This window comes from Streptomyces sp. NPDC093221 (genome assembly GCF_044753885.1).
GTDB lineage: Bacteria > Actinomycetota > Actinomycetes > Streptomycetales > Streptomycetaceae > Actinacidiphila.
Genome location: NZ_JBIVOA010000013.1, coordinates 1 through 23,892 on the forward strand (window position 1 = coordinate 1; position 23,892 = coordinate 23,892).

Consider the following 23,892-nt stretch of genomic DNA (forward strand, 5'->3'; position numbering starts at 1 on the left):
CGGTTACATTCCGAACCCGGAAGCTAAGCCTTTCAGCGCCGATGGTACTGCAGGGGGGACCCTGTGGGAGAGTAGGACACCGCCGAACAATCTTTATCAATGCCTTGGCCCCCGAGCTTCGACTCGGGGGCCAAGGCATTTTTGTTTTCCGTTACCCTCTGTTCACGTCGCTCCGAGACTCTGGGCCTCCCGATAGGCGGAGGTGTGGAGACGTGCAGCAGATGACGACTGCCGGACGACGGCACAGGATCGCTTCGGACGCGACGGCCGCCGCGCTGCGCACGTCGCTCGAAGAGCTGGGTATCGGGACAGGGGACGAGGTCATCGTCCCGTCGTTCGGTCCGGGCGCGCCGGCCGACGCCGTCCGACTCGCGGGCGCCACACCGGTGTTCGCGGACATCGACCCCCGGACGTTCTGCCTGGCCCCCGAGGCCGTCGCCGCGGGCGTCACGGCGCGGACGGCCGCGATCGTACCCGTCCACGTATTCGGGCACCCCGCGCCGATGGCGCGGCTCGACGACCTGGCGTCGCGCCGTGGTCTGGCGCTCGTGGAGCAGGGCACCGAGGGCGGTGTCGAGGAGGACGCGGGAGTGGTCGCCCGGCGGCGGGCGCACGCGCGGTTCCTGGACTCGGCGCTCAAGGGCGTGGTCGTGCCGTACACCGAGCCGGGGGCGCACCACCTCTACCGGCAGTACGCGGTACGGATTCCCGGCAACGGCCGGCCGGACCGGGACGCCTTCGCCGCGGCCCTGGCGGCACGGGGCGTGCGGGCGACCGTGAGCGTGCCCGTACCGGTGCACCGGATGCCCGCGCACCGGTCGGGGGCCGTGTTGCCGCAGACCGAACTGGTGGCCGCGGACAGCCTGTCGCTGCCGGTCCACCCCGGCATCACCCAGCGGGAGTTGACGCACATCGCGGACGCCTGCAACGCGCTCGGCGGGCTGCTGTGAACCGCCGCTGAACGACCCCTGAGCGTGCTTCGAGCACCCGCGTTCATGGGATAGGATCTTCCCATCGACGCGCCCCAATAGCTCAGTCGGTAGAGCGTCTCCATGGTAAGGAGAAGGTCTACGGTTCGATTCCGTATTGGGGCTCGGCACAGAAGGCCCTCACCGTCAGGTGGGGGCCTTCTTCATGCCGTCGCGCACCAGGACCCGCGCCAAGAACCTCGCGCCGAGGACCGCGCGAAGAATCCCCGCGCGAAGAATCCCCGTGCGAAGAACCCGCGCTACTCGGACTTCTTCGGGACCCGCATCGACAGGATCGCCATGTCGTCGGACGGCGCGTCAGAAGCGAAGCGCTCAACGGCCCGTTGGATACGGGCGGCCACGGCGCCCGCGGTCAGGCCCGTACAGGTGGACAGGACGTCGGCGAGGCCGTCGTCGCCGAGCATGCGGGTGCCCTCGCGGCGCTCGGTGACGCCGTCGGTGACGCAGAGCAGGACATCGCCGGGGTCGAGGGAGACGGTCTGCTCGTACAGTTCGAGGTCGTCCATCACACCGAGCAGCGGCTGAGGTTCGGCGGCGGGTTCGACGGTGCCGTCGGGGCGCAGGCGCAGCGGGAGCGGGTGGCCGGCGCAGACCATGCGCAGGACGGCGCTGCCGTCGTGCTGGGGCCACAACTCGCCGTACAGGAGCGTGAGGAAGCGGCTGCGGGCGCCCTCGTCGAGGATGGCGGCGTTGAGGCGTTCGAGGACGGCGGGGCCGCCGAAGCCCTCGCGGGCCAGCAGGCGCAGCGCGTGCCGGGCGAGGCCGGTGACGGCGGCGGCCTCCGGACCCGTACCGCAGACGTCGCCGATGGCGAAGCCCCAGCAGCCGTCGCGGATCGGGAAGAGGTCGTAGAAGTCGCCGCCGACCTCGTTGCCCTCGCCCGCGGCGCGGTAGACGACCTCGACCTCGACGCCGGGGATGTGCGGCAGCTCCGGCGGCAGGAGGCTGCGCTGGAGGGCCTGGCTGATCGCGGTGCGCTCGCTGTAGAGGCGGGCGTTGTCCAGGGCGAGGGCCGCTCGGCGGGAGAGGTCTTCGGCGAGTTCGAGGATCTCCTGGCGGAAGCGTTCGTCGGCGGGCTTGCCGAGGGTGAGCATGCCGATGACCCGGTTGCGGGCGACCAGCGGCAGGACGACCGTTTCGCCGCCGACGGCCGCCGCGGTGGCGAGCGCGACACCGGGGGCGCTCGGCGCGCGCCCGCCCTTGCCCGAGGTGGGCGTGGCGGCGTTCGGCGCGGACGAGGAGGGCGCGGAGCGCGCGCCGACCCCGAGGCTGCGCAGAGAGGCCCGCAGGGCGCTGGAGTGGGCCGCGTCGGAGGGCGCGGTCCACATGCGGGCGCCGGGTGTCGGGTCGGGCTCCGGAGGCCGTACCTGGGACAGCAGCGCCTTGATGCCGTCGATGCGGTCCTCGTCCTCGTGCAGGACGAAGGCCAGCTCCGGCTCCGACTGCTCGGCGATCGTGTAGACCGCGCACCAGCTCGCCAGCGTCGGAACCGTCATCTGGGCCATGAGGGCCAGCGTCTGGTCGCGTTCCAGCGTGCCCGCGAGCAGGTCGGACGCCTCGACGAGGAAGGACAGCGAGCCGCGGCGCAGCCGTTCCAGCTCGGTGAGCCGGGCGCTCTCCACGGCGAGCGCGATCCGGTCGGCGGCGAATTGGAGCCGCAGCGCTTCCTGGTTGTTGTAGCGGCCGGGGGCCTCGGCGGCGACGCCGAGCGAGCCGGTCAGGCGGCCCTCGACCTTGAGCGGCACGGTGACCACCGAGCGCATGCCGGTGCCGGACAGCAGCGGTACGGCGCCGGGGACCGCGGTGAGGTCCTCGTGGACGGCCGGCATACGGGCGCTGCCGTAGCGTCCGGTGCCCGCTTCGACGGGGACGCGGGCGAAGCGCTGGCGGGCGGACGGCAGGCCGGTGGAGGCGCGTACTTCCAGCTCGGTCTCGTCGTCGGTGGCGAGCAGCAGGTAGGCGGCGTCGCCGTCGAGCATGTCGCGGGCGCGTTCGACGGTGCGCTGGAGGAGGCTGTCGAGGTCGTCGGGGGCGGGGGAGCCGATGAAGACCTCGAAGGCGTCCGTGGTCTTGCCGCGCTGGCCGAGGCCGGATTCCGCGCTGCCGGAGCCGCGGGACGGCGTCTGGAGCACGGCGCGCTCCTCGGCGCGCACCAGCAGGATGACGGTGGAGGGCTCGCCCTCGCTGTCGCGGACCCGCAGGTGGGAGCCGTAGACGGGCAGGACGCGGCCGTCGGCGTCGCGCAGGCCGTAGGTGCCTTCCCAGCGGGAGTGCAGCAGGGCCTCGGCGAGGCCGATGCCGGTGCCGGGGGTCTGCGGCCAGGCGGTGAGGTCGGCGAGCGGTTTGCCGACGACGTCGGCGGCGGGGTGGCCGAAGAGCTCGGCCGCGTCGTCGTTCCAGCGCGTGATCGAGCCCATGCGGTCGACCTGGACGACGGCGACGCGCACGCTCTCGTCGGTGAGCGGGAGGTCGGCGGCGGGCAGGACGGGTCCGGCGGAGCGGGTGCCGGCGGGGCGCTCGGGCAGGTCGAGCTGGAACCAGACGTGCTTGCCCGCGCCGGTGTACTCCACGCCCCAGCGGCTGGCCAGGGCGGCGCACAGCAGCAGGCCGCGCCCGCCCTCGTTGTCGGGGTCGCGGAACTGGCGGCCTCTGCCCTGGATGGGGATCTCGCGGTCGGGGTAGTGGTCGGCGACCTCGACGCGTACGGCCGTCTCGTACCGGAGACACTGCACGTCGGCGGCGGTGCCCGCGTGCACGACGGCGTTGGTCACCAGTTCGCTGGTGAGCACCACCGCGTCGTCCACGACGTCGGCGAAGCCCCAGCCGTGCAGGGTGTCGCGTACGAAGGCACGCGCGACGGCGACCGACCGCCCCACCGGTTCGAAGCTGGCCGCAGCGCGCGCCGTGATCACCGGTCTCCTCGTTGCTCGTCCGTGGGCGGGTCCGCTGACCGGTCCCGCCGCCCGTGCCGCCGCCGTCCTGCCCGGTCCTCGTCGGCGGCCCCCTGAGGTGTACGCCTGGCAAGGTGCGGCGCCGCCAACACAAGAGCCAGGTTACTTACCCACGCGGACACCGCGTGCGCCGGTTGCGGGTGTTTCCACCCCGAACGTGCCACGGGTTATAAGCGTTGCCGCCGAACTGTTATGGCCGGGTGGGGCCATGGTGAAACACTGGGCATGCTCTCAAGGCAGCAATCTTGCACTTTTGCAGGTCGGTCGACCCTCCAGGAGGGACACGGTGGAGTCTGGCGCATCGGCGCGGGGCACGAGCACGCGCACGAAGAACGGGCGATCCCGCGCCAGTGGGACCGTAGAGGTCGATTCGGCCGCGCTGGTCAAGCTCCTCGGAGCGCTGGCCGCGATGCGGGACGGGAACTTCCGCAAGCGGCTGACGGTGTCGGGTGACGGCGTGATGGCGGAGATCTCCGCCGTCTTCAACGAGGTCGCGGACCGTAACCAGCACCTTACCGGTGAGCTGGCCCGGGTCCGGCGGGTCGTCGGCCGGGAGGGAAAACTCACAGAGCGGCTGGAGACCGGTGCCTGCGAGGGTGCCTGGGCCGCCGCGATCGAGGCGTCCAACGCGCTGGTGGACGATCTCGTACGGCCGGTGTCGGAGGTCGGGCGGGTGCTGTCGGCGGTGGCCGAGGGCGACCTGGAACAGCGGATGGACCTGCGGTCGCAGAACGCGGACGGGTCGGCGCACCCGCTGCGCGGTGAATTCCTCAAGGTCGGCCGGACGGTCAACGGGCTGGTGGACCAGCTCTCCGCGTTCACCGACGAGGTGACGCGGGTGGCCAGCGAGGTCGGTACCGAGGGCAAGCTGGGCGGCCAGGCGAAGGTCCGGGGCATGGCGGGGTCCTGGAAGGACCTCACGGACTCGGTCAACACCATGGCGTACCGGCTGACCGCCCAGGTGCGGGACATCGCGCTGGTGACGCAGGCGGTCCTGAAGGGCGATCTGTCCCGCAAGGTCACCGTGCACGTGGCCGGCGAGATGCTGGAGCTGAAGAACACCGTCAACACGATGGTGGACCAGCTCTCCTCGTTCTCCTCCGAGGTGACCCGGGTGGCCCGCGAGGTGGGCACCGAGGGCGAGCTGGGCGGCCAGGCCCAGGTGCCGGGCATGGCCGGTGTGTGGAAGGACCTCACGGACTCCGTGAACCTGATGGCCGGGAATCTGACGGCCCAGGTGCGGGACATCGCGCAGGTGACGACGGCGGTCGCCAACGGCGACCTGTCGCAGAAGATCACCATCGGCGCGCGCGGCGAGGTCGCGCAGCTCGCCGAGACGATCAACGCGATGACCGAGACGCTGCGGACGTTCGCCGACGAGGTGACGCGGGTCGCCGGTGAGGTCGGCGCCGAGGGTCTGCTGGGCGGTCAGGCGCAGGTGCCGGGCGCGGCGGGTACGTGGAAGGACCTCACTGACTCGGTGAACACCGCCTTCCGCAACCTGACCGGCCAGGTGCGCGACATCGCCCAGGTGACCACGGCGGTCGCCAACGGCGACCTGTCCCAGAAGGTCACGGTGGACGTCTCCGGCGAGATGCTGGAGCTGAAGAACACCGTCAATACGATGGTCGACCAGCTCTCCGCGTTCGGCGCGGAGGTGACGCGGGTGGCCCGCGAGGTCGGCGTCGAAGGTGTGCTGGGCGGTCAGGCGCAGGTGCCGGGCGCAGCGGGTACGTGGAAGGACCTCACGGACTCCGTGAACACGGCCTTCCGCAACCTGACGGGCCAGGTCCGTAACATCGCGCAGGTCACGACGGCGGTCGCCAACGGCGATCTGACGCAGAAGGTCACGGTGGACGTCTCCGGCGAGATGCTGGAGCTCAAGAACACCGTGAACCGGATGGTCGACCAGCTCGGTTCCTTCGCCGCCCAGGTGACGCGGATGGCGCGTGACGTGGGTACGGAGGGGCGGCTGGGCGGTCAGGCGCGGGTGGACGGAGTGGCCGGCACCTGGAAGGACCTGACGGACTCCGTCAACTTCATGGCCGGCAATCTGACGTCCCAGGTGCGGCAGATCGCGCAGGTCACGACGGCTGTGGCGCGCGGTGACCTGTCGCAGAAGATCGACGTGGACGCGCGCGGGGAGATCCTGGAGCTGAAGAACACCATCAACACGATGGTCGACCAGCTCTCGTCGTTCGCCGAGCAGGTGACCCGCGTGGCCCGTGACGTGGGCACGGAGGGGCGGCTCGGCGGCCAGGCGCAGGTGCCCGGCGTCGCCGGTGTGTGGCGTGACCTGACCGACTCCGTGAACGGCATGGCGGGGAATCTGACGGCCCAGGTCCGCAACATCGCCGAGGTCGCCACCGCTGTGGCGCGCGGTGACCTGTCGCAGAAGATCGACGTGGACGCCCGGGGCGAGATCCTGGAGCTGAAGAACACCCTGAACACGATGGTCGACCAGCTCTCCGCGTTCGGCGCGGAGGTGACCCGGGTGGCCCGCGAGGTGGGCACCGAGGGCATCCTGGGCGGGCAGGCCGAGGTGCAGGGCGTCAGCGGCACCTGGAAGGACCTGACGCAGTCCGTCAACTTCATGGCGAACAACCTGACCAGTCAGGTCCGCAACATCGCCGATGTCACCAACGCGGTGGCGCAGGGCGACCTGTCCCGGAAGATCACCGTCGACGCCAAGGGCGAGATCCTGGCGCTGGTGACGACGGTGAACCAGATGGTGGACACGCTGTCCGCGTTCGGTGACGAGGTCACGCGCGTGGCCCGCGAGGTCGGTACGGAGGGCCAGCTCGGCGGCCAGGCGCGGGTCCGTGACGCGTCGGGCATCTGGAAGGACCTCACCGACAACGTCAACCTGATGGCCAACAACCTGACCAGCCAGGTGCGTTCGATCTCGTCGGTCGCCACGGCCGTGGCCAACGGCGACCTGACGAAGAAGATCACCGTCGAGGCGCGCGGCGAGGTCGCGCAGCTCGCCGAGACCATCAACACGATGGTGGACACGCTGTCGGCCTTCGGTGACGAGGTCACGCGCGTGGCCCGCGAGGTGGGCACCGAGGGCATCCTCGGCGGCCAGGCGCGGGTGCCGGGCGTGGCGGGCACCTGGAAGGACCTCACCGAGTCGGTGAACGGCATGGCGTCCAATCTGACCGGTCAGGTGCGGCAGATCGCGCAGGTGACCACGGCGGTCGCCCGCGGTGACCTGTCCAAGAAGATCGACGTGGACGCGCGCGGCGAGATCCTGGAGCTGAAGACGACCATCAACACGATGGTCGGGCAGCTCTCCGCCTTCGGTGACGAGGTGACCCGTGTCGCCCGCGAGGTGGGTACGGAGGGACGCCTGGGCGGTCAGGCGCGGGTGCCCGACGTCTCGGGCATCTGGAAGGACCTCACCGAGTCCGTGAACCTGATGGCCAACAACCTGACCAGCCAGGTCCGCAACATCGCGCAGGTCGCGACCGCGGTGACCCGCGGCGATCTCAATCTGCGGATCGACGTGGACGCGGCGGGCGAGATCCTGGAACTCCAGGACTACATCAACACGATGATCGTCCGTCTGCGCGAGACCACGCTCGCCAACAAGGAGCAGGACTGGCTCAAGGGCAACCTGGCCCGGATCTCCGGCCTGATGCAGGGCCGCCGCGACCTCGGCGACGTGGCCGCGCTGATCATGAGCGAGCTGACCCCGGTCGTCTCCGCGCAGCACGGCGCCTTCTTCCTCGCCGAGGACACCCAGGAGGTCGGCGAGGAGTACGAGCTGCGGCTGATCGGCGCGTACGGCTTCTCCAAGCGGACGATGTCGTCGGTCTTCCTGCCGGGGGAGGGGCTGATCGGCCAGGCCGCGGTGGAGAAGCGTTCGATCCTGATCGAGAACGTGCCGCCGGGTTATCTGAAGATCACCTCGGGGCTCGGCGAGGCACCTCCGTCGCACGTCATCGTGTTGCCGGTGCTCTTCGAGGGCCGGGTGCTCGGCGTGATCGAACTGGCCGCCTTCCAGCCGTTCACCCAGATCCAGAAGGACTTCCTCAACCAGATCACCGACATCATCGCGATCAGCGTCAACACCATCTCGGTCAACACCAAGACCGAGGGACTGCTCAAGCAGTCCCAGGAGCTGACCGAACAGCTCCAGGAGCGCTCGGCGGAGCTGGAGAACCGGCAGGCCGCCCTGGAGATGTCCAACGGCGAGCTGGAGGAGAAGGCCGAACTGCTGGCCCGGCAGAACCGCGACATCGAGGTGAAGAACACCGAGATCGAAGAGGCCCGCCAGGTGCTGGAGGAGCGCGCGGAACAGCTCGCGGTCTCGATGCGCTACAAGTCGGAATTCCTCGCCAACATGTCGCACGAGCTGCGCACCCCGCTCAACTCGCTGCTCATCCTGGCGAAGCTGCTCGCCGACAACGCGGACGGCAACCTCTCGCCCAAGCAGGTCGAGTTCGCCGAGACCATCCACGGCGCCGGTTCCGACCTGCTCCAGCTCATCAACGACATCCTGGACCTGTCCAAGGTCGAGGCCGGCAAGATGGACGTCTCGCCGACCCGTATCGCCCTGGTGCAGCTCGTGGACTACGTGGAGGCCACCTTCCGGCCGCTGACCGCGGAGAAGGGCCTGGACTTCTCCGTCCGGGTCTCGCCCGAACTGCCGGTCACCCTGCACACCGACGAGCAGCGGCTGCTCCAGGTGCTGCGCAATCTGCTGTCGAACGCGGTGAAGTTCACCGACAGCGGCTCGGTGGAGCTGGTGATCAGGCCCGCGGGCACCGAGGTGCCGCAGTCGATCAAGGAGCAGTTGCTGGAAGCGGGCACGATGCGCGAGCCCGACCAGCCGCTGATCGCCTTCTCCGTGACCGATACGGGCATCGGCATCGCGGCCAGCAAGATGCGGGTGATCTTCGAGGCGTTCAAGCAGGCCGACGGCACCACCAGCCGGAAGTACGGCGGTACGGGCCTCGGTCTGTCGATCAGCCGCGAGATCGCCCGGCTGCTCGGCGGCGAGATCCACGCCGACAGCCAGCCGGGACGCGGCTCGACCTTCACGCTGTATCTGCCGCTGTCCCTGGGCGACTTCCCGCAGGCGCTGCCGCAACTGCCCGCGGGCGGCCACGGCGGCGACTTCGAGCAGGGCTCGGCCGGCGACCGGGCGCGCCCCGGCAGCAGCCTGGCCCGGCTGCGCCGCCGTTCCGCGCAGCCCCCGCAACTGCCCGAGGGCGGCGGCCAGTCCAACGGCTCTGCGCCCTCGAACGGGTCGGGTCCGCGCGGCGGGTCCGCGAACGGCTCGGCCAACGGCTCCGCGCAGTCGCGGGGTCCGGGCGGAGCGGGCACCGAGGACACCTGGTCCGACGAGGGGCACCCCGACGCGTACACCGGCTTCTCCGGCGGCTTCAGCGGCGAGAAGGTGCTGATCGTGGACGACGACATCCGCAATGTCTTCGCCCTCACCAGCGTCCTCGAACAGCACGGCCTGACCGTGCTGTACGCCGAGAACGGCCGCGAGGGCATCGAGGTCCTGGAGCAGCACGACGACATCGCCGTGGTGCTGATGGACATCATGATGCCGGAGATGGACGGCTACGCGACGACCACGGCGATCCGCAAGATGCCGCAGTTCGCCGGGCTGCCGATCATCGCGCTCACCGCGAAGGCGATGAAGGGCGACCGGGAGAAGAGCATCGAGTCCGGGGCGTCGGACTACGTGACCAAGCCGGTCGACACCGACCATCTGCTCACCTTGATGGAGGAGTGGATGCACGCCCGGTGACGGCCGGGCGCGGGCCCGGCGACGCCATGGGCCCGCGCCCGGGATCGTGCGCCCGATGAGGTGTGAGGGTGCCGATTAAGGGGAACCTTCTGGTCTCCGCCTACGTTTGCGGTACGTGTTGAGTGACCTGGCGGTGACAGGGTGTGGCGAACGGCGGGGTGCGGCTACCATGACCGGCACAAGGACGGGCGGCACGACGGAGTCGTCCCCGGGGGCGGCGACCGGTGTAGTGCCGGGGCGAGGAGGGCGGGCCATGGTGCAGAAGGCCAAGATCCTCCTGGTCGATGACCGGCCGGAGAATCTGCTGGCGCTTGAGGCGATCCTCTCTGCGCTCGATCAGACGCTGGTACGGGCATCGTCCGGGGAGGAAGCGCTGAAAGCGCTGCTCACCGATGATTTCGCGGTGATCCTGCTCGATGTCCAGATGCCGGGCATGGACGGGTTCGAGACCGCGGCGCACATCAAACGGCGGGAGCGGACCCGGGACATCCCGATCATCTTCCTCACCGCCATCAACCACGGCCCGCACCACACCTTCCGGGGGTACGCGGCGGGCGCGGTCGACTACATCTCCAAGCCGTTCGACCCGTGGGTGCTGCGCGCCAAGGTGTCGGTCTTCGTCGACCTCTACACCAAGAACTGCCAGCTCCGGGAGCAGGCGGCGCTGCTGCGGCTCCAGTTGGAACAGGGCGTGCCGTCCGCCGCGGGCACCAACGGCAGGGGACGCGGCGCGGGCGAACCCGCGGGGCTGCTCGCCGAACTGTCCGCGCGGCTGGCCGCCGTCGAGGAGCAGGCCGAGGCGCTCACCAAGCAGCTCGACGAGTCCGCGGACGCCGCGGCCGTCGCCACCGCCGCCCACCTGGAGCGCAAGCTGACCGGCCTGCGCCGCGCCTTGGACGCGCTCGAACCGGGCACCGGCAACGGCGTCGTCAAGCTGCCGAATCAGGAGTGAGCCGTACGGGGAAGGCCGCGCGCCGTTTTGACGTCGCGTCAGTCCCCGGCCCCGGCCGGACGACACGAACGGGCGTACTCTCAGGCACGCGTGTCACCCGATCACAAGGGCGGTAACCTCGGCACCATGGCCTCACGTACGTCCGGCACCGCCAAAAAAGCCCCGGCGAAGCCTGCGGCCAAGAAGACCGCGGCGAAGAAGCCCGCCGCCGCGAAGAGCGCCGCGGGGAGACCGCCCGCCAAGAAGGCTGCGGCGGCCAGACCCGCGCCCCGGCCCGCACCGTCGCCGACCAGCGGGCTCTTCCGCATGGCGCGCGCCGTGTGGCTCGGCCTGGCGCACACCGTGGGCGCCGTCTTCCGCGGCATAGGGCGCGGCGCGCGCGGCCTGGACCCCGCGCACCGCAAGGACGGCCTGGCGCTGCTCCTGCTCGGCCTGACCCTGGTGGTCGCCGCGGGCACCTGGTCCAACCTCCAGGGCCCGGTCGGCAACCTCGTCGAGATCCTGATCACCGGCGCCTTCGGCCGCCTAGACCTGCTCGTGCCGTTCCTGCTCGGCGCGGTCGCCGTACGCCTGATGCGCCATCCGGAACAGCCGGAGGCCAACGGCCGGATCGTGATCGGCCTGTCCGCCCTCGTCATCGGCGCGCTCGGCCTGGTCCACCTGGCCTGCGGCGCCCCCGACCGCGGCGAGGGCGCGACCGCGATGCGCGACGCGGGCGGCCTGCTCGGCTGGGCCGCCGCCTCCCCGCTCGTCTACACCGTCGGCTCGGTGCTCGCCGTCCCGTTGCTCCTGCTCTTCACCGGCTTCGGCCTGCTCGTGGTCACCGCCACCCCGGTGAACGCGATCCCGCAGCGGCTGCGCCAGGCCGCCACCCGCCTCGGCGTGTACGAGGCGCCCGCGGACCCCGAGGCGGTCCCGCTGGAGGACTTCTTCGAGGACGAGGACGACCCCCGCACCGCCGCCACCACCGACGAGTCGCCCGTACGGCGGCTGCCGATCCGCTTCGGCAAATCGGCCGCGGAGCCCTACGACGTCGACAGCGACACCGACCCCGACGAGCGCTCCGCCGTCGCGTCCGCGGCCGGGGGCGACCCGGGCGCCGACGAGCCCAAGCCGCGCCGCCGCCCCAGGCGCCGCTCCGAGGCGCTGCCCGGCGACCGGGACGAGGACGGCAGGGACGCGGTGGACGTGGCCGCCGCTGCCGCCGCCGCGCTGGACGGCGCGGTGCTGCACGGTGTGCAGCCCTCCCCGCTGGTCGCCGACCTCACCAGCCGGATCAGGAAGCCGGTGCCGGCCGCGCGCGCCGAGGACACCCCGGAGGAGTCCGGCGGGGTCCCCGCGGAGTCCGGCGGCGTCCCCGACCTCACCAAGAAGTCGCCCGAGACCACGGGACCGCCGCTGCCGCCCCGCGCGGAACAGCTCCAGCTCTCCGGCGACATCACCTACGCGCTGCCCTCCCTGGACCTGCTGGAGCGCGGCGGCCCCGGCCGTACTCGCAGCGCCGCCAACGACGCGGTGGTCGCGGCGCTCGGCCAGGTGTTCAAGGAGTTCAAGGTCGACGCGGTCGTCACCGGCTTCACCCGCGGCCCGACGGTCACCCGCTACGAGGTGGAGCTGGGCCCCGCGGTCAAGGTCGAGCGGATCACCGCGCTCGCCAAGAACATCGCCTACTCGGTCGCCAGCCCCGACATCCGGATCATCAGCCCGATCCCCGGCAAGTCCGCGGTCGGCATCGAGATCCCCAACAGCGACCGCGAGATGGTCAACCTCGGCGACGTGCTGCGCTCCGCGGAGGCCGCGGGCGAGGACCACCCGATGACCGTCGCGCTCGGCAAGGACGTCGAGGGCGGCTACGTGATGGCCAACCTCGCCAAGATGCCGCACGTCCTGGTCGCGGGCGCCACCGGCTCCGGCAAGTCCTCCTGCATCAACTGCCTGATCACCTCGGTGATGGCCCGCGCCACCCCCGACGAGGTCCGGATGGTGCTGGTCGACCCCAAGCGCGTCGAGCTGACCGCGTACGAGGGCATCCCGCACCTGATCACCCCGATCATCACCAACCCCAAGCGGGCCGCGGAAGCCCTCCAGTGGGTGGTGCGCGAGATGGACCTGCGCTACGACGACCTCGCCGCGTACGGCTTCCGGCACATCGACGACTTCAACGCCGCCGTGCGCTCGGGCAAGGCCAAGACGCCCGAGGGCAGCGAGCGCGAGCTGACGCCGTATCCGTATCTGCTGGTGATCGTGGACGAGCTGGCCGACCTCATGATGGTCGCGCCGCGTGACGTGGAGGACTCCATCGTCCGCATCACGCAGCTCGCGCGGGCCGCGGGCATCCACCTGGTGCTGGCCACCCAGCGGCCCAGCGTCGATGTCGTGACCGGTCTGATCAAGGCCAATGTGCCCTCCCGGCTCGCCTTCGCGACGTCCTCGCTCGCCGACAGCCGCGTCATCCTGGACCAGCCCGGCGCCGAGAAGCTGATCGGCAAGGGCGACGGGCTCTTCCTGCCGATGGGCGCGAACAAGCCGATTCGTATGCAGGGCGCCTTCGTCACCGAGGACGAGGTCGCCAAGGTCGTCGACCACTGCAAGGCGCAGCTCACGCCCAGCTACCGCTCCGACGTCACGGTCGGCAGCGGCCCGAAGAAGGAGATCGACGAGGAGATCGGCGACGACCTGGACCTGCTGTGCCAGGCCGCTGAGCTGGTGGTTTCCACCCAGTTCGGCTCCACGTCGATGCTCCAGCGCAAGCTGCGGGTCGGTTTCGCCAAGGCGGGCAGGCTGATGGACCTGATGGAGTCGCGCGGCATCGTCGGCCCCAGCGAGGGCTCCAAGGCGCGCGACGTGATGGTGAAGGCCGACGAGCTGGACGACGTCCTCGCCGAGATCCGCGGCGGGGGAGCGTAGGAGCGGCCGGTCCGGAGCCGGGCGTCGGCAGGTCGAGCGCGCGGGAACGGCCGGTCCTGTACGTACCGGGGGCCCGGACGGCCCACGGAAATGCGTAAGTCACGGGACTCGGGGAATGTGTTGGGGCAACCGTTTCTCCTGTTCGTACGTCAAGTTGATACAGGGGGGCTCGTATCGATGCACACGGGTGAACCTGTCGGCTTCCGACGACGATCCTGACCGCGATCCCGATGGCAACCCCGACCGCGATCCCGATGGCAATCCTGATGGCGGACAAAAAGTGATCGTCCGGTTGCCGCCGCGTTTCGTACCCCCCCTAGACTGAACTTCCAGCAGGTGGCTGCACCCTCGAAAGGCGCCCTCGTGTCCGTCGGCAACTCGCCCTCCGAAGACCGGCCTTCGGTCGGTCACGCCCTCGCCCAGGCCCGTATCGCGGCGGGGCTCTCCATCGACGAGGTCAGCACCAGCACGCGGGTGCGCGTCCCGATCGTGCAGTCGATCGAACAGGACGACTTCTCGCGGTGCGGCGGCGACGTCTACGCCCGCGGGCATATCCGGACCCTGGCGCGCGCCGTCGGCGTCGACCCCGAACCGCTGGTCGACCAGTACGTCGCCGAGCACATCGGCGAGGAGGCGCCCGCTCCCGTCGCGCCGCTCTACGAGGCGCAGAAGATCCGTTCGGAGCCGCGCCGGGCGAACTGGACGGCGGCCATGGTCGCGGCGATCGTCGCCGTGGTGGGCTTCGTCGGCTTCACGGTCTTCACCGGCGGCAGCGGCGGCGACAAGACCGCGGCGAACTCCCCGAGCCCGTCCGCGACCACCAGCGCGCCCGCCGTCACCCAGTCGCCGCAGAGCAACGGCGCCGATCCGAAGACGGACCCGACCGACAGCGCCATCGCCGCGGCCCCGCCCGGCAAGGTCACCGTCAAGATCAGCGCCGAGAGCGGCACGAGCTGGGTCCAGGCCAGTGACGGCAACGGCAAGCAGCTCTTCCAGAAGTCGCTGAAGAAGGGCGAGTCCCAGACCTTCACCGACGACAAGAAGATCAAGCTCGTCGTCGGCAACGCGGGCGCCGTCAAGCTCTTCGTCAACGGCAAGGACCTCGGCGCCGCGGGCACCGACGGTCAGGTGGTGCGTCTCACCTACACGCCGGGTGACCCCACGCAGGGCTGAATTGTGCTTTCCCGCCGTCCCGGCACCACCGCGAGCACCGGTGGCGCGGGGGCGGCGGCGACATGGCCGGGTACGCTGAGCGTATGCCCGAACCCCGTACCGTCGCTCTTGTCACGCTCGGCTGCGCCCGCAATGAGGTGGACTCCGAGGAACTCGCCGGCCGGCTGGCGGCGGACGGATGGCAGTTGGTCGACGACGCCTCCGAGGCCGATGTGGCGGTCGTGAACACCTGCGGCTTCGTCGAGGCGGCCAAGAAGGACTCGGTGGACGCGCTGCTGGAGGCCAACGACCTCAAGGGGCAGGCGCGCACCCAGGCCGTCGTCGCGGTCGGCTGCATGGCCGAGCGGTACGGCAAGGAACTGGCCGAGGCGCTGCCCGAGGCGGACGGCGTACTCGGCTTCGACGACTACGCGGACATCTCCGACCGGCTGCGGACGATCCTGGCCGGCGGCGTCCACGCGTCGCACACCCCGCGCGACCGGCGCAAGCTGCTGCCGATCAGCCCGGCCGAGCGGCAGGCGGCGAGTGTGGCGCTGCCGGGGCACGCGCAGGGGCACGGGACGTCGGGCGAGGAGCCGGTCGAGGCCGCCGTGAGCGCTCTTGAGGCTTCCGAGGACTTCTCGGCCCGGGCGCCCGCCGATCTGCCCGAGGGCGTCGCGCCCGCCTCCGGCCCGCGCGCGCCGCTGCGCCGCCGCCTGGACTCGGGACCCGTCGCCTCCGTGAAGCTCGCCTCCGGCTGCGACCGCCGCTGCACCTTCTGCGCGATCCCGTCCTTCCGCGGCTCCTTCATCTCCCGCCGCCCCTCCGACGTCCTCGGCGAGACCCGCTGGCTGGCCGGAGAGGGCGTCAAGGAGGTGATGCTGGTCAGCGAGAACAACACCTCGTACGGCAAGGACCTCGGCGACATCCGCCTGCTGGAGACGCTGCTGCCGGAGCTGGCGGCGGTCGACGGCATCGAGCGGGTCCGGGTGAGCTACCTCCAGCCCGCCGAGATGCGCCCCGGCCTGATCGACGCGCTCACCGGAACTCCGGGCGTCGTCCCGTACTTCGACCTGTCCTTCCAGCACTCCGCGCCCGCCGTGCTGCGCGCCATGCGCCGCTTCGGCGACACCGACCGCTTCCTCGAACTGCTGGACACCATCCGGGCCAAGGCCCCGGAGGCGGGTGTCCGCTCGAACTTCATCGTCGGCTTCCCCGGCGAGACGGAAGCCGATCTGGCCGAGCTGGAACGGTTCCTGGGCTCCGCGCGGCTGGACGCCATCGGCGTGTTCGGCTACTCGGACGAGGACGGTACGGAGGCGGCGACATTCGGCGACAAGCTCGACGAGGACGTGGTCGCCGCCAGGCTCGCGCGGGTCTCGCGGCTGGCCGAGGAACTGACCGCGCAGCGCGCGGAGGAGCGGCTGGGCGCGACGGTACGGGTGCTGGTCGAGGCGGTGGACGAGGAGACCGGCGAGGTGACCGGCCGGGCCGACCACCAGGCGCCGGAGACCGACGGGCAGGTCGTGCTGGCGGTGCCCGACGGCGCTCCCGCCCCGCTGCCGGGGACCTTCGTCATGGCGAAGGTGACGGCGACCGAGGGCGTGGACCTGATCGCGGAGCCGCTGGACGTCCCGGCGGTTCCGGCGAGCCGTGCGGTTCCTGGGATTCCGGCGGTTCCTGAGATTCCTGAGATTCCTGAGATTCCTGAGATTCCTGAGATTCCTGAGGATACGACCGGGACCGCGAGTGCCGCGGGGGGCGTGACCGACGCCCCGCGCGGCCTGCAGGAGGTGGGCAGATGACCGGAGCCCCCGCGCCCGCCGCCCCGGCCTCCTCGACCCCCGACCACCTCGGGGACCCGGTGCTGCCCAAGGCCGACCTGTGGAACATCGCGAACATGCTCACGATGGCCCGGCTGGTCCTGGTCCCCGGCTTCGTGCTGCTGCTCGTGCACGGCGACGGGCACGACCCGGCCTGGCGCTCCTTCGCCTGGGCCGCCTTCGCCGTCGCGATGATCACCGACCTCTTCGACGGTGAGCTGGCCCGCCGCTACGGCCTGGTCACCGACTTCGGCAAGATCGCCGACCCCATCGCCGACAAGGCGATCATGGGCGCGGCGCTCGTCGGCCTGTCCGCCCTCGGCGACCTGCCCTGGTGGGTCACCGTCGTCATCCTCTTCCGCGAGCTGGGCATCACCGCCATGCGGTTCTGGGTGATCAGGCACGGCGTGATCCCCGCCAGCCGGGGCGGCAAGCTCAAGACGCTCACACAGGGCATCGCCGTCGGCATGTACGTCCTGATCCTGACCGGCCCGCTGGCCACCGTGCGGGCCTGGATGATGGGCGCCGCGGTCGTCCTGACCGTCGCCACCGGCTTCGACTACGTACGGCAGGCGGTCGTCCTGCGCCGCGCGGGACTGGCGGCGGAGCGCGCCGCGGTCGCGGCGGCCTCCGAGGCGGTCGCGGAAGCGGCCGCCGCTCCGGCCCAAGCTCCGGCGGGCGCTCCGGCGGGCGCGACCGCGGCGGATTCCGTGGCCGGCGTCGAGCTGGAGGCCGAGGCCGGGGCCGAGCGACCGCAGGGCGTATGACCGCCGCTGGGCGGGCGGACGCGGCGGAGGTACTGCGGCTGCTGGACGAGCGCGGCCGGACGCTGGCCGTCGCGGAGTCCCTGACCGGCGGTCTGGTGGCCGCGGAGCTGACCGGGGTGCCCGGCGCCTCCCGGACCTTCCGCGGCTCGGTGACGGCGTACGCGACCGCCCTCAAGCACGAGCTGCTCGGCGTGGACGCGGCCCTGCTGGCCGCGCGCGGCGCCGTGGACGCCCAGGTGGCCCGCGAGATGGCCGAGGGCGTACGGGACCGGCTCGGCGCCGACTGGGGCGCCGCGACGACCGGGGTGGCGGGACCGGACCCGCAGGACGGGCAGCCGGTGGGCACGGTGTTCGTGGCCGTCGCGGGTCCCGGCGGTGCGGTGGGCGCCGCGCTCAGGCTGTCGGGCGACCGTACGGAGATCCGGCGGGCGACCGTGGCCGCCGTATTCGAACTGCTGACCTCGGAGCTGAGGAAGACCCGCCCCGAGAAGAGTCCGGAGGCGAAGGATAGGGAAGAACACGGGGGGAAGGGATGTTTGCAGCCCTGAGTGAACACGACATCGCTCCCCGCACGGCCGGTGCCCGAGGCGGTACGGTGGGGCGAAGAGGATGCGGATTCGCGGTCCGAGGAGGGAGCCACCGATGATCCTGCTCCGTCGCCTGCTTGGTGACGTGCTGCGTCGGCAGCGCCAGCGCCAGGGCCGCACCCTGCGTGAGGTCTCTTCGTCCGCCCGGGTTTCCCTGGGCTATCTGTCAGAGGTCGAACGGGGGCAGAAGGAAGCGTCATCCGAGCTGCTCTCGGCGATCTGCGACGCCTTGGACGTTCCTATGTCCGAGGTGATGCGGGAGGTCAGTGACGATCTGTCGCTTGCCGAGCTGGCACAGTCGGCGGCGTCCGAGACCACTGCCGCGCCGATGCGGCCCCTGCTGGGTGCGGTCACTTCTGTCACGTCCATGACGTCCACACCGGACGAACGGATCACTATCAAGGCGCCCAAGAAGTCTGCCGAGGCTGTCGACGTGGTCGCCGCCTAGCCTTCTGACCTGCTTGTTCCGACGGCCCCGACCGGCTCGCTCCCGGTCGGGGCCGTCGGCGTGTGCCCGTACGTCCGCCGGGCTTCGGCCGTTCCGCCGCCTTTCTCCCGGCCATCTCTCGCCCTTCTCGCGCCCTTCTCCCGGCGTGCTTCGCGCCGTGCTTCGGGCCGCGCTTTCGTCCGCGCTGTTGTTCGTGCTTTTGCCATGTGTGCGAGCCCGAGGCAGGGTAGGCGGGGAGGGTCAAGGGGGGGGCGAAACGGACCTCATGGTGTCGATCCGCTAGGAGAGAACCGCATGACTGTCGTCAAGAGCCCGCTGTCGGAGCCGGACCGGAAGACCGTCGGAGACGCGCTGCAAGGCGCCCTGGTGGACCTCCTGGACCTGTCGCTGCTCGCCAAGCAGGTGCACTGGAATGTCGTCGGCCCGCGCTTCCGCTCCGTCCATCTCCAGCTCGACGAGGTCGTCGACACCGCCCGGCTGCACTCCGACACGGTCGCCGAGCGGGCCTCCGCGATCGGCGTGACGCCCGACGGGCGGGCCCGCACGGTCGCCGAGACCAGCGGGATCGACACGGTGACCGACGGCTGGGTCAAGGACACCGAGGTCGTCGAAATCCTGGTCGCCGCGCTGGACGCCGTGATCGTGCGGATGCGCGAGCGGATCGAGACCACCGAGCAGCCCGATCCGGTCAGCCAGGACATCCTGATCGGGATCACCGCCGACATCGAGAAGTTCCACTGGATGTTCCAGGCCGAGAACGTCTGACGTACGGCCGGAATGTCGCTTTGCGTGCATATGTCGCAGCTGGTCGTGGCCGTGCGGCGACCCTTTCGGGTGAACGTTGCCCGGGGCCTGCCGGCGCGCGGCTAGCGATCTTGGCGGCAGGGCATCGCACCTGAGTACGGGACCCGCCGCGGGCGGCCTCCCGCCGCAACCTCGGGGGTCCGAAGGAGGCGGCCATGCGCGCACTGCGAGTTTTCGTGCTCCAGGCCACGGACCGGGTGGGGGGCCGGTCATGGGACGGGTCACGGGGCCGGTCACGGCACCGGTCATCGGTACGGCCGCCGGGCCGGGAGACGCCGGACGATTCTCCGGTCCGCGGTAGGGGATTCGCGGGCCGCGGTGCTGAATCCGGCGTCCGCCGTACGGGATCCGGCCGGGGCGTACGCTCCGCCGCCGTTCTGTTCGCGCTCGCCTGCGGGCTGCTGTGGTGGTGGGCGGTGCTGCGGCTGTGGATACGGCCGGAGGCCGTCGGGTCGTGGGAGGGCGCGATGGCTGCGGGCGGTTGGAGCCTCGGGCTCATACCGCTGCACGCGGTGCCGACGGTGAAGCGGCGGATGCGGGCGGCCGTAGCGGGTGACGCGGACGGGCCGTCCTTTCCGCGGGGGCCGATGGAACGGGTGCGGACCGGACGGCTGTCGCCCGACGCCGGATTCCGGGGATGCGTCCTACCAGGGCATGGCCACCCCGCCGTTGGGGCGGAGGATCTGGCCGGTGACGAAGGCGGAGGCGTCTGAGGCGAGGTAGAGCACGGCCGGGGCCACGTCCTCGGGCCTGCCGACCCGGCCCAGCGGGGACATGCGTGCCAGCGACTCCTCGGCGCGCGCCTGCGCCCTCTCGTCGAACACCCCGTCGGCACCGGTGCCGTAGTGCGCGGTCATCGGGGTGCGGATGAAGCCGGGAGCCACGGTGTTGGCGCGGATGCCGAGCGGGCCCAGCTCGGTGGCGAGGGTCTTGGTGAGCTGGACGACGGCCGCCTTGGACACGCTGTAGCAGAGCAGGCCGCGCGCGCCCGTGTCGATCGCACTGGACGACATCGTGATGATGCTGCCGCCGCCGCGGTCGGCCATCGCGCGGGCCGCCTCCTGGGCGCAGTGCAGCACCCCGCGGAAATTCACCGCCAGGACGCGGTCCAGGTCGTCGTCGCTGGTGTCGAGGACGCCGCTGCTGTGCATGATCCCGGCGACGGCCGCCAAGATGTCGAGGCCGCCGTGGTCCCGGACGATGCCGGCGACGGTGCGGGCGATAGCCGCTTTGTCGGTGACGTCGAGCGCCCTGGGCTCGGCCCGCCCGCCGGCCTCATCGATCAGCGCCGCCGTCTCGCGTACCCCCGGCTCGTCTCGGTCCGCGCACACCACGACCGCGCCCGCTGACGCCAGCGACCGCGCGCTGGCCCGGCCGATCCCGCTCGCCGCTCCGGTGACCAGGGCGACCCGCCCGCTGAGGTCGTACGCCGTGACCGTCATGAGTCCGACCGTACGACCGTATCTGACGGTGCGTCAATTGCCGTGCGGGGGCGGACCTTTCTGACAGCTCGGGCACCAGTACGCGACCCGGCTCTGGTCCGCTCTGCCGTGCCGGTCGGTCCTGACCGTGGTGCCGCAGCGCAGGCACGGCCGGTTCGCCCGGTCGTAGACCCAGTGCGTACGGCCGCGCCGCGTATCGCCCGTGGTGATGTGGCCGGGGCGCTCCTTGTTCGCCTCCAGCAGCCGCTTCGCCAGCGCGACCACCTTCTCCGGCGCCCTGACGTCGCCGACCGCCGTCCACGGTGTCACCCCGCGCAGAAAACACAGCTCGACCACGTACACATTGCCGAGCCCCGCCATATTGCGCTGGTCGAGCAGCGCCTCGGCGATCTCCCGCTCCGGCTCCGCGACCAGCCGCGCCAGCGCCCGCGCCGGGTCCCAGTCGGGCCCGAGCAGATCGGGGCCCAGGTGGCCGACGGCCTCGGACTCCTGCGCGGTCGGCAGCAGCGCCAGTACCGGCAGCCGGTAGCCGACGGCCGTCCTGTGCTCCGTCTCCAGCACCGCCCTGATCTGGTGGGCGGGACCGCCGCGCCAGCGCTCACCGGGCGCGTACAGGTGCCAGGAGCCCTCCATCCGCAGATGCGAGTGGAGCGTCGCGCCGCCGTCCAGCCGGGTGAGGAGGTGCTTGCCGCGGCTCACCACTTCGAGGACCCGGCGGCCGGTCAGATCGGCCGTGGCCAATTGCGGCACCCGCAGGTCGGCCCGCACGAGGGCGCGCCCCGCCAGCGCGTCATGCAGTCGGCGGGCCGTCAGCCAGACCGTGTCTCCCTCGGGCATCTGTCCATGATGACGCGGGGCGGGGGCGGGGGTCACGTCGGGGCGGCGGCGGTTTCGGCGCGCCCCTGGGGGCGGGGTGCTGGGGGTTCGGGTGCGGGATCAGCCGAGCAGGCGGCGTTCGGTCGCCGCGGCCACCGCGCCCGCGCGGGTGTCGACGCCGAGCTTGTCGTAGATCCGGCCGAGGTGGGTCTTGACGGTGGCCTCGCTGATGAACAGGGCGCGGGCGATGTCGCGGTTGCCGAGGCCGCGGGCGAGCTGGCCGAGGATGTCGCGCTCCCGGGCGGTCAACTGCGGTCCCGGCGCGCGCATATGGGCCATCACGCGCCCCGCGACCGGCGGCGACAGCGCGGTGCGGCCCTGCGCGGCGGCGCGGATCGCGGAGAACAGCTCCTCCGGGCGCTCGGCCTTCAGCAGGTAGCCGGTCGCGCCCGCCTCGATGGCGCGGGTGATGTCGGCGTCGGTGTCGTACGTGGTGAGGACGAGGACGTACGGGCCGCCGGGCGCCGTGCCTGTTCCGGGCGCGGCGGCTGTTCCGGGCGTGGCGGCTGTTCCGGGCGTCTCCGGCCGAACGGATTCGGCCGGTGCGTGGGCCGCGGCGGCGGCGATCCGGCGGGTGGCCTCGACGCCGTCGATGCCCGGACCGAGCTGGAGGTCCATGAGGACCACGTCCGGCCGCGTCTTCGCGGCCATCGCGACGGCCTCCTCGCCGCTGCCCGCCTCGCCCACCACCTCGATGCCGTCCGCGCTGGCCAGCAGCGCCATCAGTCCGGCACGCACCACGGCGTGGTCGTCGCAGACCACGAGACGGACGGGTCGGATCTCGGTCACGGCGCGGCCTCCAGGGCTTCGAGGGGGACGGCGACGGACAGCACGGTGCCCTCGCCGGGGGCTGACTCGATGCTCAGGGTGCCGCCGAGCTGGCCCACCCGCGCGCGGATCGCGGGCAGCCCGTGGCCGCGTACCCCGGTGGCGGCGACGGTGGCCGGATCGAAGCCGCGCCCGTCGTCGGAGACGTCGAGCAGCACCTGGTCGTCGAGGTACGTCAGCGTGAGCGTGGCGTGGGCGGCCCCGGCGTGCTCCGCGGTGTTGGCGAGCGCGCCCTGCGCGATCCGCAGCAGCGCCGACCGCGTACGGTCCGGGAGCGGTACGGGCGCGCCCTCCACGTGGCAGCGGACCGTGAGGGCCGACGGCCGGGAGCGCGGAGCGCGCTCGGAGTCGTCAGAGCCTTCGGAGTGGTCGGAGCCTTCGGAGTGGTCGGAGTCTTCGGAGCGGTCAGAGTCTTCGGAGTGCTGCGCGGCGAGCGCGCGCAGGGCGTCGTCCAGATCCTGTCCGACGAGCGCGGCGGGCGCGAGGTCGTGCACGAAGCGGCGTGCTTCGGCGAGATTCTGCTCGGCCACGGCGGTGGCGGTACGGACGTGGCCGCGGGCGGCGTCCGGTGCCGTCTCCCAGATCCGGTCCGCGGCCTGGAGCAGCATCCGCTGGCTGGACAGGCCCTGCGCGAGGCTGTCGTGGATCTCCATCGACAGCCGCTGCCGTTCCGCGAGGGTGCCCTCGCGCCGTTCGGTGGCCGCCAGTTCGCGGCGGGTGCGCACCAGGTCGTCGATGAGGGCCTGCTGGCGGCCGGTCTGCCGCCGCATGTGGACGAAGACGGCGGTGGCGAGGGTGGCGACGGCGGGTGGCAGCAGCACCAGATTGGGGTCCGTCCCGTCCGCCAGCCGCAACTCCGCGATGACGACGAGTACGGCGAGCACCGCCACGAGCGCCACGGCCGCCCGGGTCGGCAGCGACCGCAGGCCCGTGTAGATGAGCGGGACGGCGCACCAGGCGAAGCTCGGCGCCAGCAGGACGACGACGGTCCAGCAGGCGACGAGGGCGGCGAGGCGTGCCAGCTCCCACCTGCGGGGGAGCGGTTCGCGTCGCCGTCCGGGCCGACGGCCCGCGAGCTGGAGGACCGTGAGTGCCACGCTCAGCCCGATCACCCACGGCAGGCGACCGCTGCCGGGGTGCCGGTCGACGAAGCGGATGAGGGCGCCCGCGAGGAGGACGACGAAGGCGCCGTTCATGACCGCCGCCAGCCACCAGCCGTCCGGATCGGGGCTCGGCTCCGGGTCCCGCTCCGATGCCGGCTCCGGCCTCAGCTCCCATTCCGATTCCGGCTCCGGCTGCGGCCTCCGGTTCGGCTCTGGCGTCCGGTTCGGCTCCGGGGTCGGGACCGGGGGCGCGTCCCGGTCCTGGCCGGGCGGCGGCGAGCTGTGCATCGGGGCTCCTGGTCGAGGGCGGGGTCGGTGCGCTGCGAGCGGTGCGGGAGGCGACCCGGTGACCGGCCGCCATTCGCAGCGTGACCTGCCGGAACGGCCCGCGCATCGACCGATCGGATGACCCGCCTGTCCTCCATCATGCCCGCGCGCGCGATCCGTATCGCGGACCGGCGCGGCCCCGGTCCGGCCCGAGGATCGAAGGCAG

At 71.8% G+C, this 23,892-nt stretch carries 14 protein-coding genes, 1 tRNA gene, 1 rRNA gene and 1 pseudogene; 12 read left to right on the top strand and 5 right to left on the bottom strand.

The features are described 5' to 3' along the window. The 3 genes from rrf to ACIQCJ_RS33520 form a co-directional block, all read left to right on the top strand. A 5S ribosomal RNA gene (rrf, locus tag ACIQCJ_RS33510) occupies positions 1–88 on the top strand; the annotation flags it as partial. 133 nt (positions 89–221) lie between these two features. Continuing rightward, on the top strand, positions 222–950 hold the full coding sequence (locus ACIQCJ_RS33515) for a DegT/DnrJ/EryC1/StrS family aminotransferase (RefSeq protein ID WP_355338780.1): 729 nt from the start codon (positions 222–224) through the stop codon (positions 948–950). 71 nt (positions 951–1,021) lie between these two features. After that, positions 1,022–1,094: transfer RNA gene (locus tag ACIQCJ_RS33520), tRNA-Thr, on the top strand. Between the two features lie 134 nt (positions 1,095–1,228). On the opposite strand, the gene ACIQCJ_RS33525 is transcribed toward ACIQCJ_RS33520, so the two are convergent. Next, complete coding sequence (locus tag ACIQCJ_RS33525) at positions 1,229–3,901, bottom strand: SpoIIE family protein phosphatase (protein ID WP_355338115.1); 2,673 nt, start codon at positions 3,899–3,901, stop codon at positions 1,229–1,231. 325 nt (positions 3,902–4,226) lie between these two features. Between ACIQCJ_RS33525 and ACIQCJ_RS33530 the strand changes: the two genes are divergently transcribed. From ACIQCJ_RS33530 to ACIQCJ_RS33570, 9 genes and pseudogenes are all read left to right on the top strand, one after another. Further along, positions 4,227–9,710, top strand: a complete 5,484-nt coding sequence (locus ACIQCJ_RS33530) for a HAMP domain-containing protein (protein WP_355338118.1) — start codon at positions 4,227–4,229, stop codon at positions 9,708–9,710. Between the two features lie 253 nt (positions 9,711–9,963). Beyond that, positions 9,964–10,662 carry a response regulator gene (locus ACIQCJ_RS33535; protein WP_355338120.1) on the top strand — a complete coding sequence of 233 codons (699 nt, stop codon included), beginning with the start codon at positions 9,964–9,966 and terminating at the stop codon, positions 10,660–10,662. Between the two features lie 126 nt (positions 10,663–10,788). Beyond that, positions 10,789–13,569, top strand: coding sequence for a DNA translocase FtsK (locus tag ACIQCJ_RS33540; RefSeq protein ID WP_402713606.1), 2,781 nt, complete (start codon positions 10,789–10,791; stop codon positions 13,567–13,569). 363 nt (positions 13,570–13,932) lie between these two features. Continuing rightward, entirely contained in the window at positions 13,933–14,742 is an 810-nt protein-coding gene (locus tag ACIQCJ_RS33545) for a helix-turn-helix domain-containing protein (protein ID WP_402713692.1), read from the top strand. 83 nt (positions 14,743–14,825) lie between these two features. Continuing rightward, a pseudogene (gene rimO / locus ACIQCJ_RS33550) lies at positions 14,826–16,349 on the top strand (30S ribosomal protein S12 methylthiotransferase RimO); the annotation flags it as partial. Between the two features lie 173 nt (positions 16,350–16,522). Then, positions 16,523–17,311 (top strand): CDP-diacylglycerol--glycerol-3-phosphate 3-phosphatidyltransferase, encoded by a 789-nt coding sequence (gene pgsA / locus ACIQCJ_RS33555; protein WP_355338126.1) that lies wholly within the window; start codon positions 16,523–16,525, stop codon positions 17,309–17,311. After that, positions 17,308–17,859 (top strand): CinA family protein, encoded by a 552-nt coding sequence (locus tag ACIQCJ_RS33560; RefSeq protein ID WP_355338129.1) that lies wholly within the window; start codon positions 17,308–17,310, stop codon positions 17,857–17,859. The genes pgsA and ACIQCJ_RS33560 overlap by 4 nt, the downstream gene beginning before the upstream one ends. Before the next feature lie 94 nt (positions 17,860–17,953). Next, entirely contained in the window at positions 17,954–18,346 is a 393-nt protein-coding gene (locus ACIQCJ_RS33565) for a helix-turn-helix transcriptional regulator (protein WP_355338132.1), read from the top strand. A gap of 294 nt (positions 18,347–18,640) precedes the next feature. Next, on the top strand, positions 18,641–19,111 hold the full coding sequence (locus tag ACIQCJ_RS33570; protein WP_355338135.1) for a DNA starvation/stationary phase protection protein: 471 nt from the start codon (positions 18,641–18,643) through the stop codon (positions 19,109–19,111). 683 nt (positions 19,112–19,794) lie between these two features. Here ACIQCJ_RS33570 and ACIQCJ_RS33575 read toward each other — a convergent pair. From ACIQCJ_RS33575 to ACIQCJ_RS33590, 4 genes are all read right to left on the bottom strand, one after another. Then, positions 19,795–20,592: a glucose 1-dehydrogenase gene (locus ACIQCJ_RS33575; protein WP_391052274.1), complete on the bottom strand. Its 798-nt coding sequence runs from the start codon at positions 20,590–20,592 to the stop codon at positions 19,795–19,797. 33 nt (positions 20,593–20,625) lie between these two features. Beyond that, positions 20,626–21,429: a DNA-formamidopyrimidine glycosylase family protein gene (locus tag ACIQCJ_RS33580; RefSeq protein WP_391052271.1), complete on the bottom strand. Its 804-nt coding sequence runs from the start codon at positions 21,427–21,429 to the stop codon at positions 20,626–20,628. Between the two features lie 99 nt (positions 21,430–21,528). Further along, positions 21,529–22,191, bottom strand: a complete 663-nt coding sequence (locus ACIQCJ_RS33585) for a LuxR C-terminal-related transcriptional regulator (RefSeq protein WP_402713694.1) — start codon at positions 22,189–22,191, stop codon at positions 21,529–21,531. 62 nt (positions 22,192–22,253) lie between these two features. Next, positions 22,254–23,687, bottom strand: coding sequence for a histidine kinase (locus ACIQCJ_RS33590; protein ID WP_402713609.1), 1,434 nt, complete (start codon positions 23,685–23,687; stop codon positions 22,254–22,256). Positions 23,688–23,892: the final 205 nt, after the last annotated feature.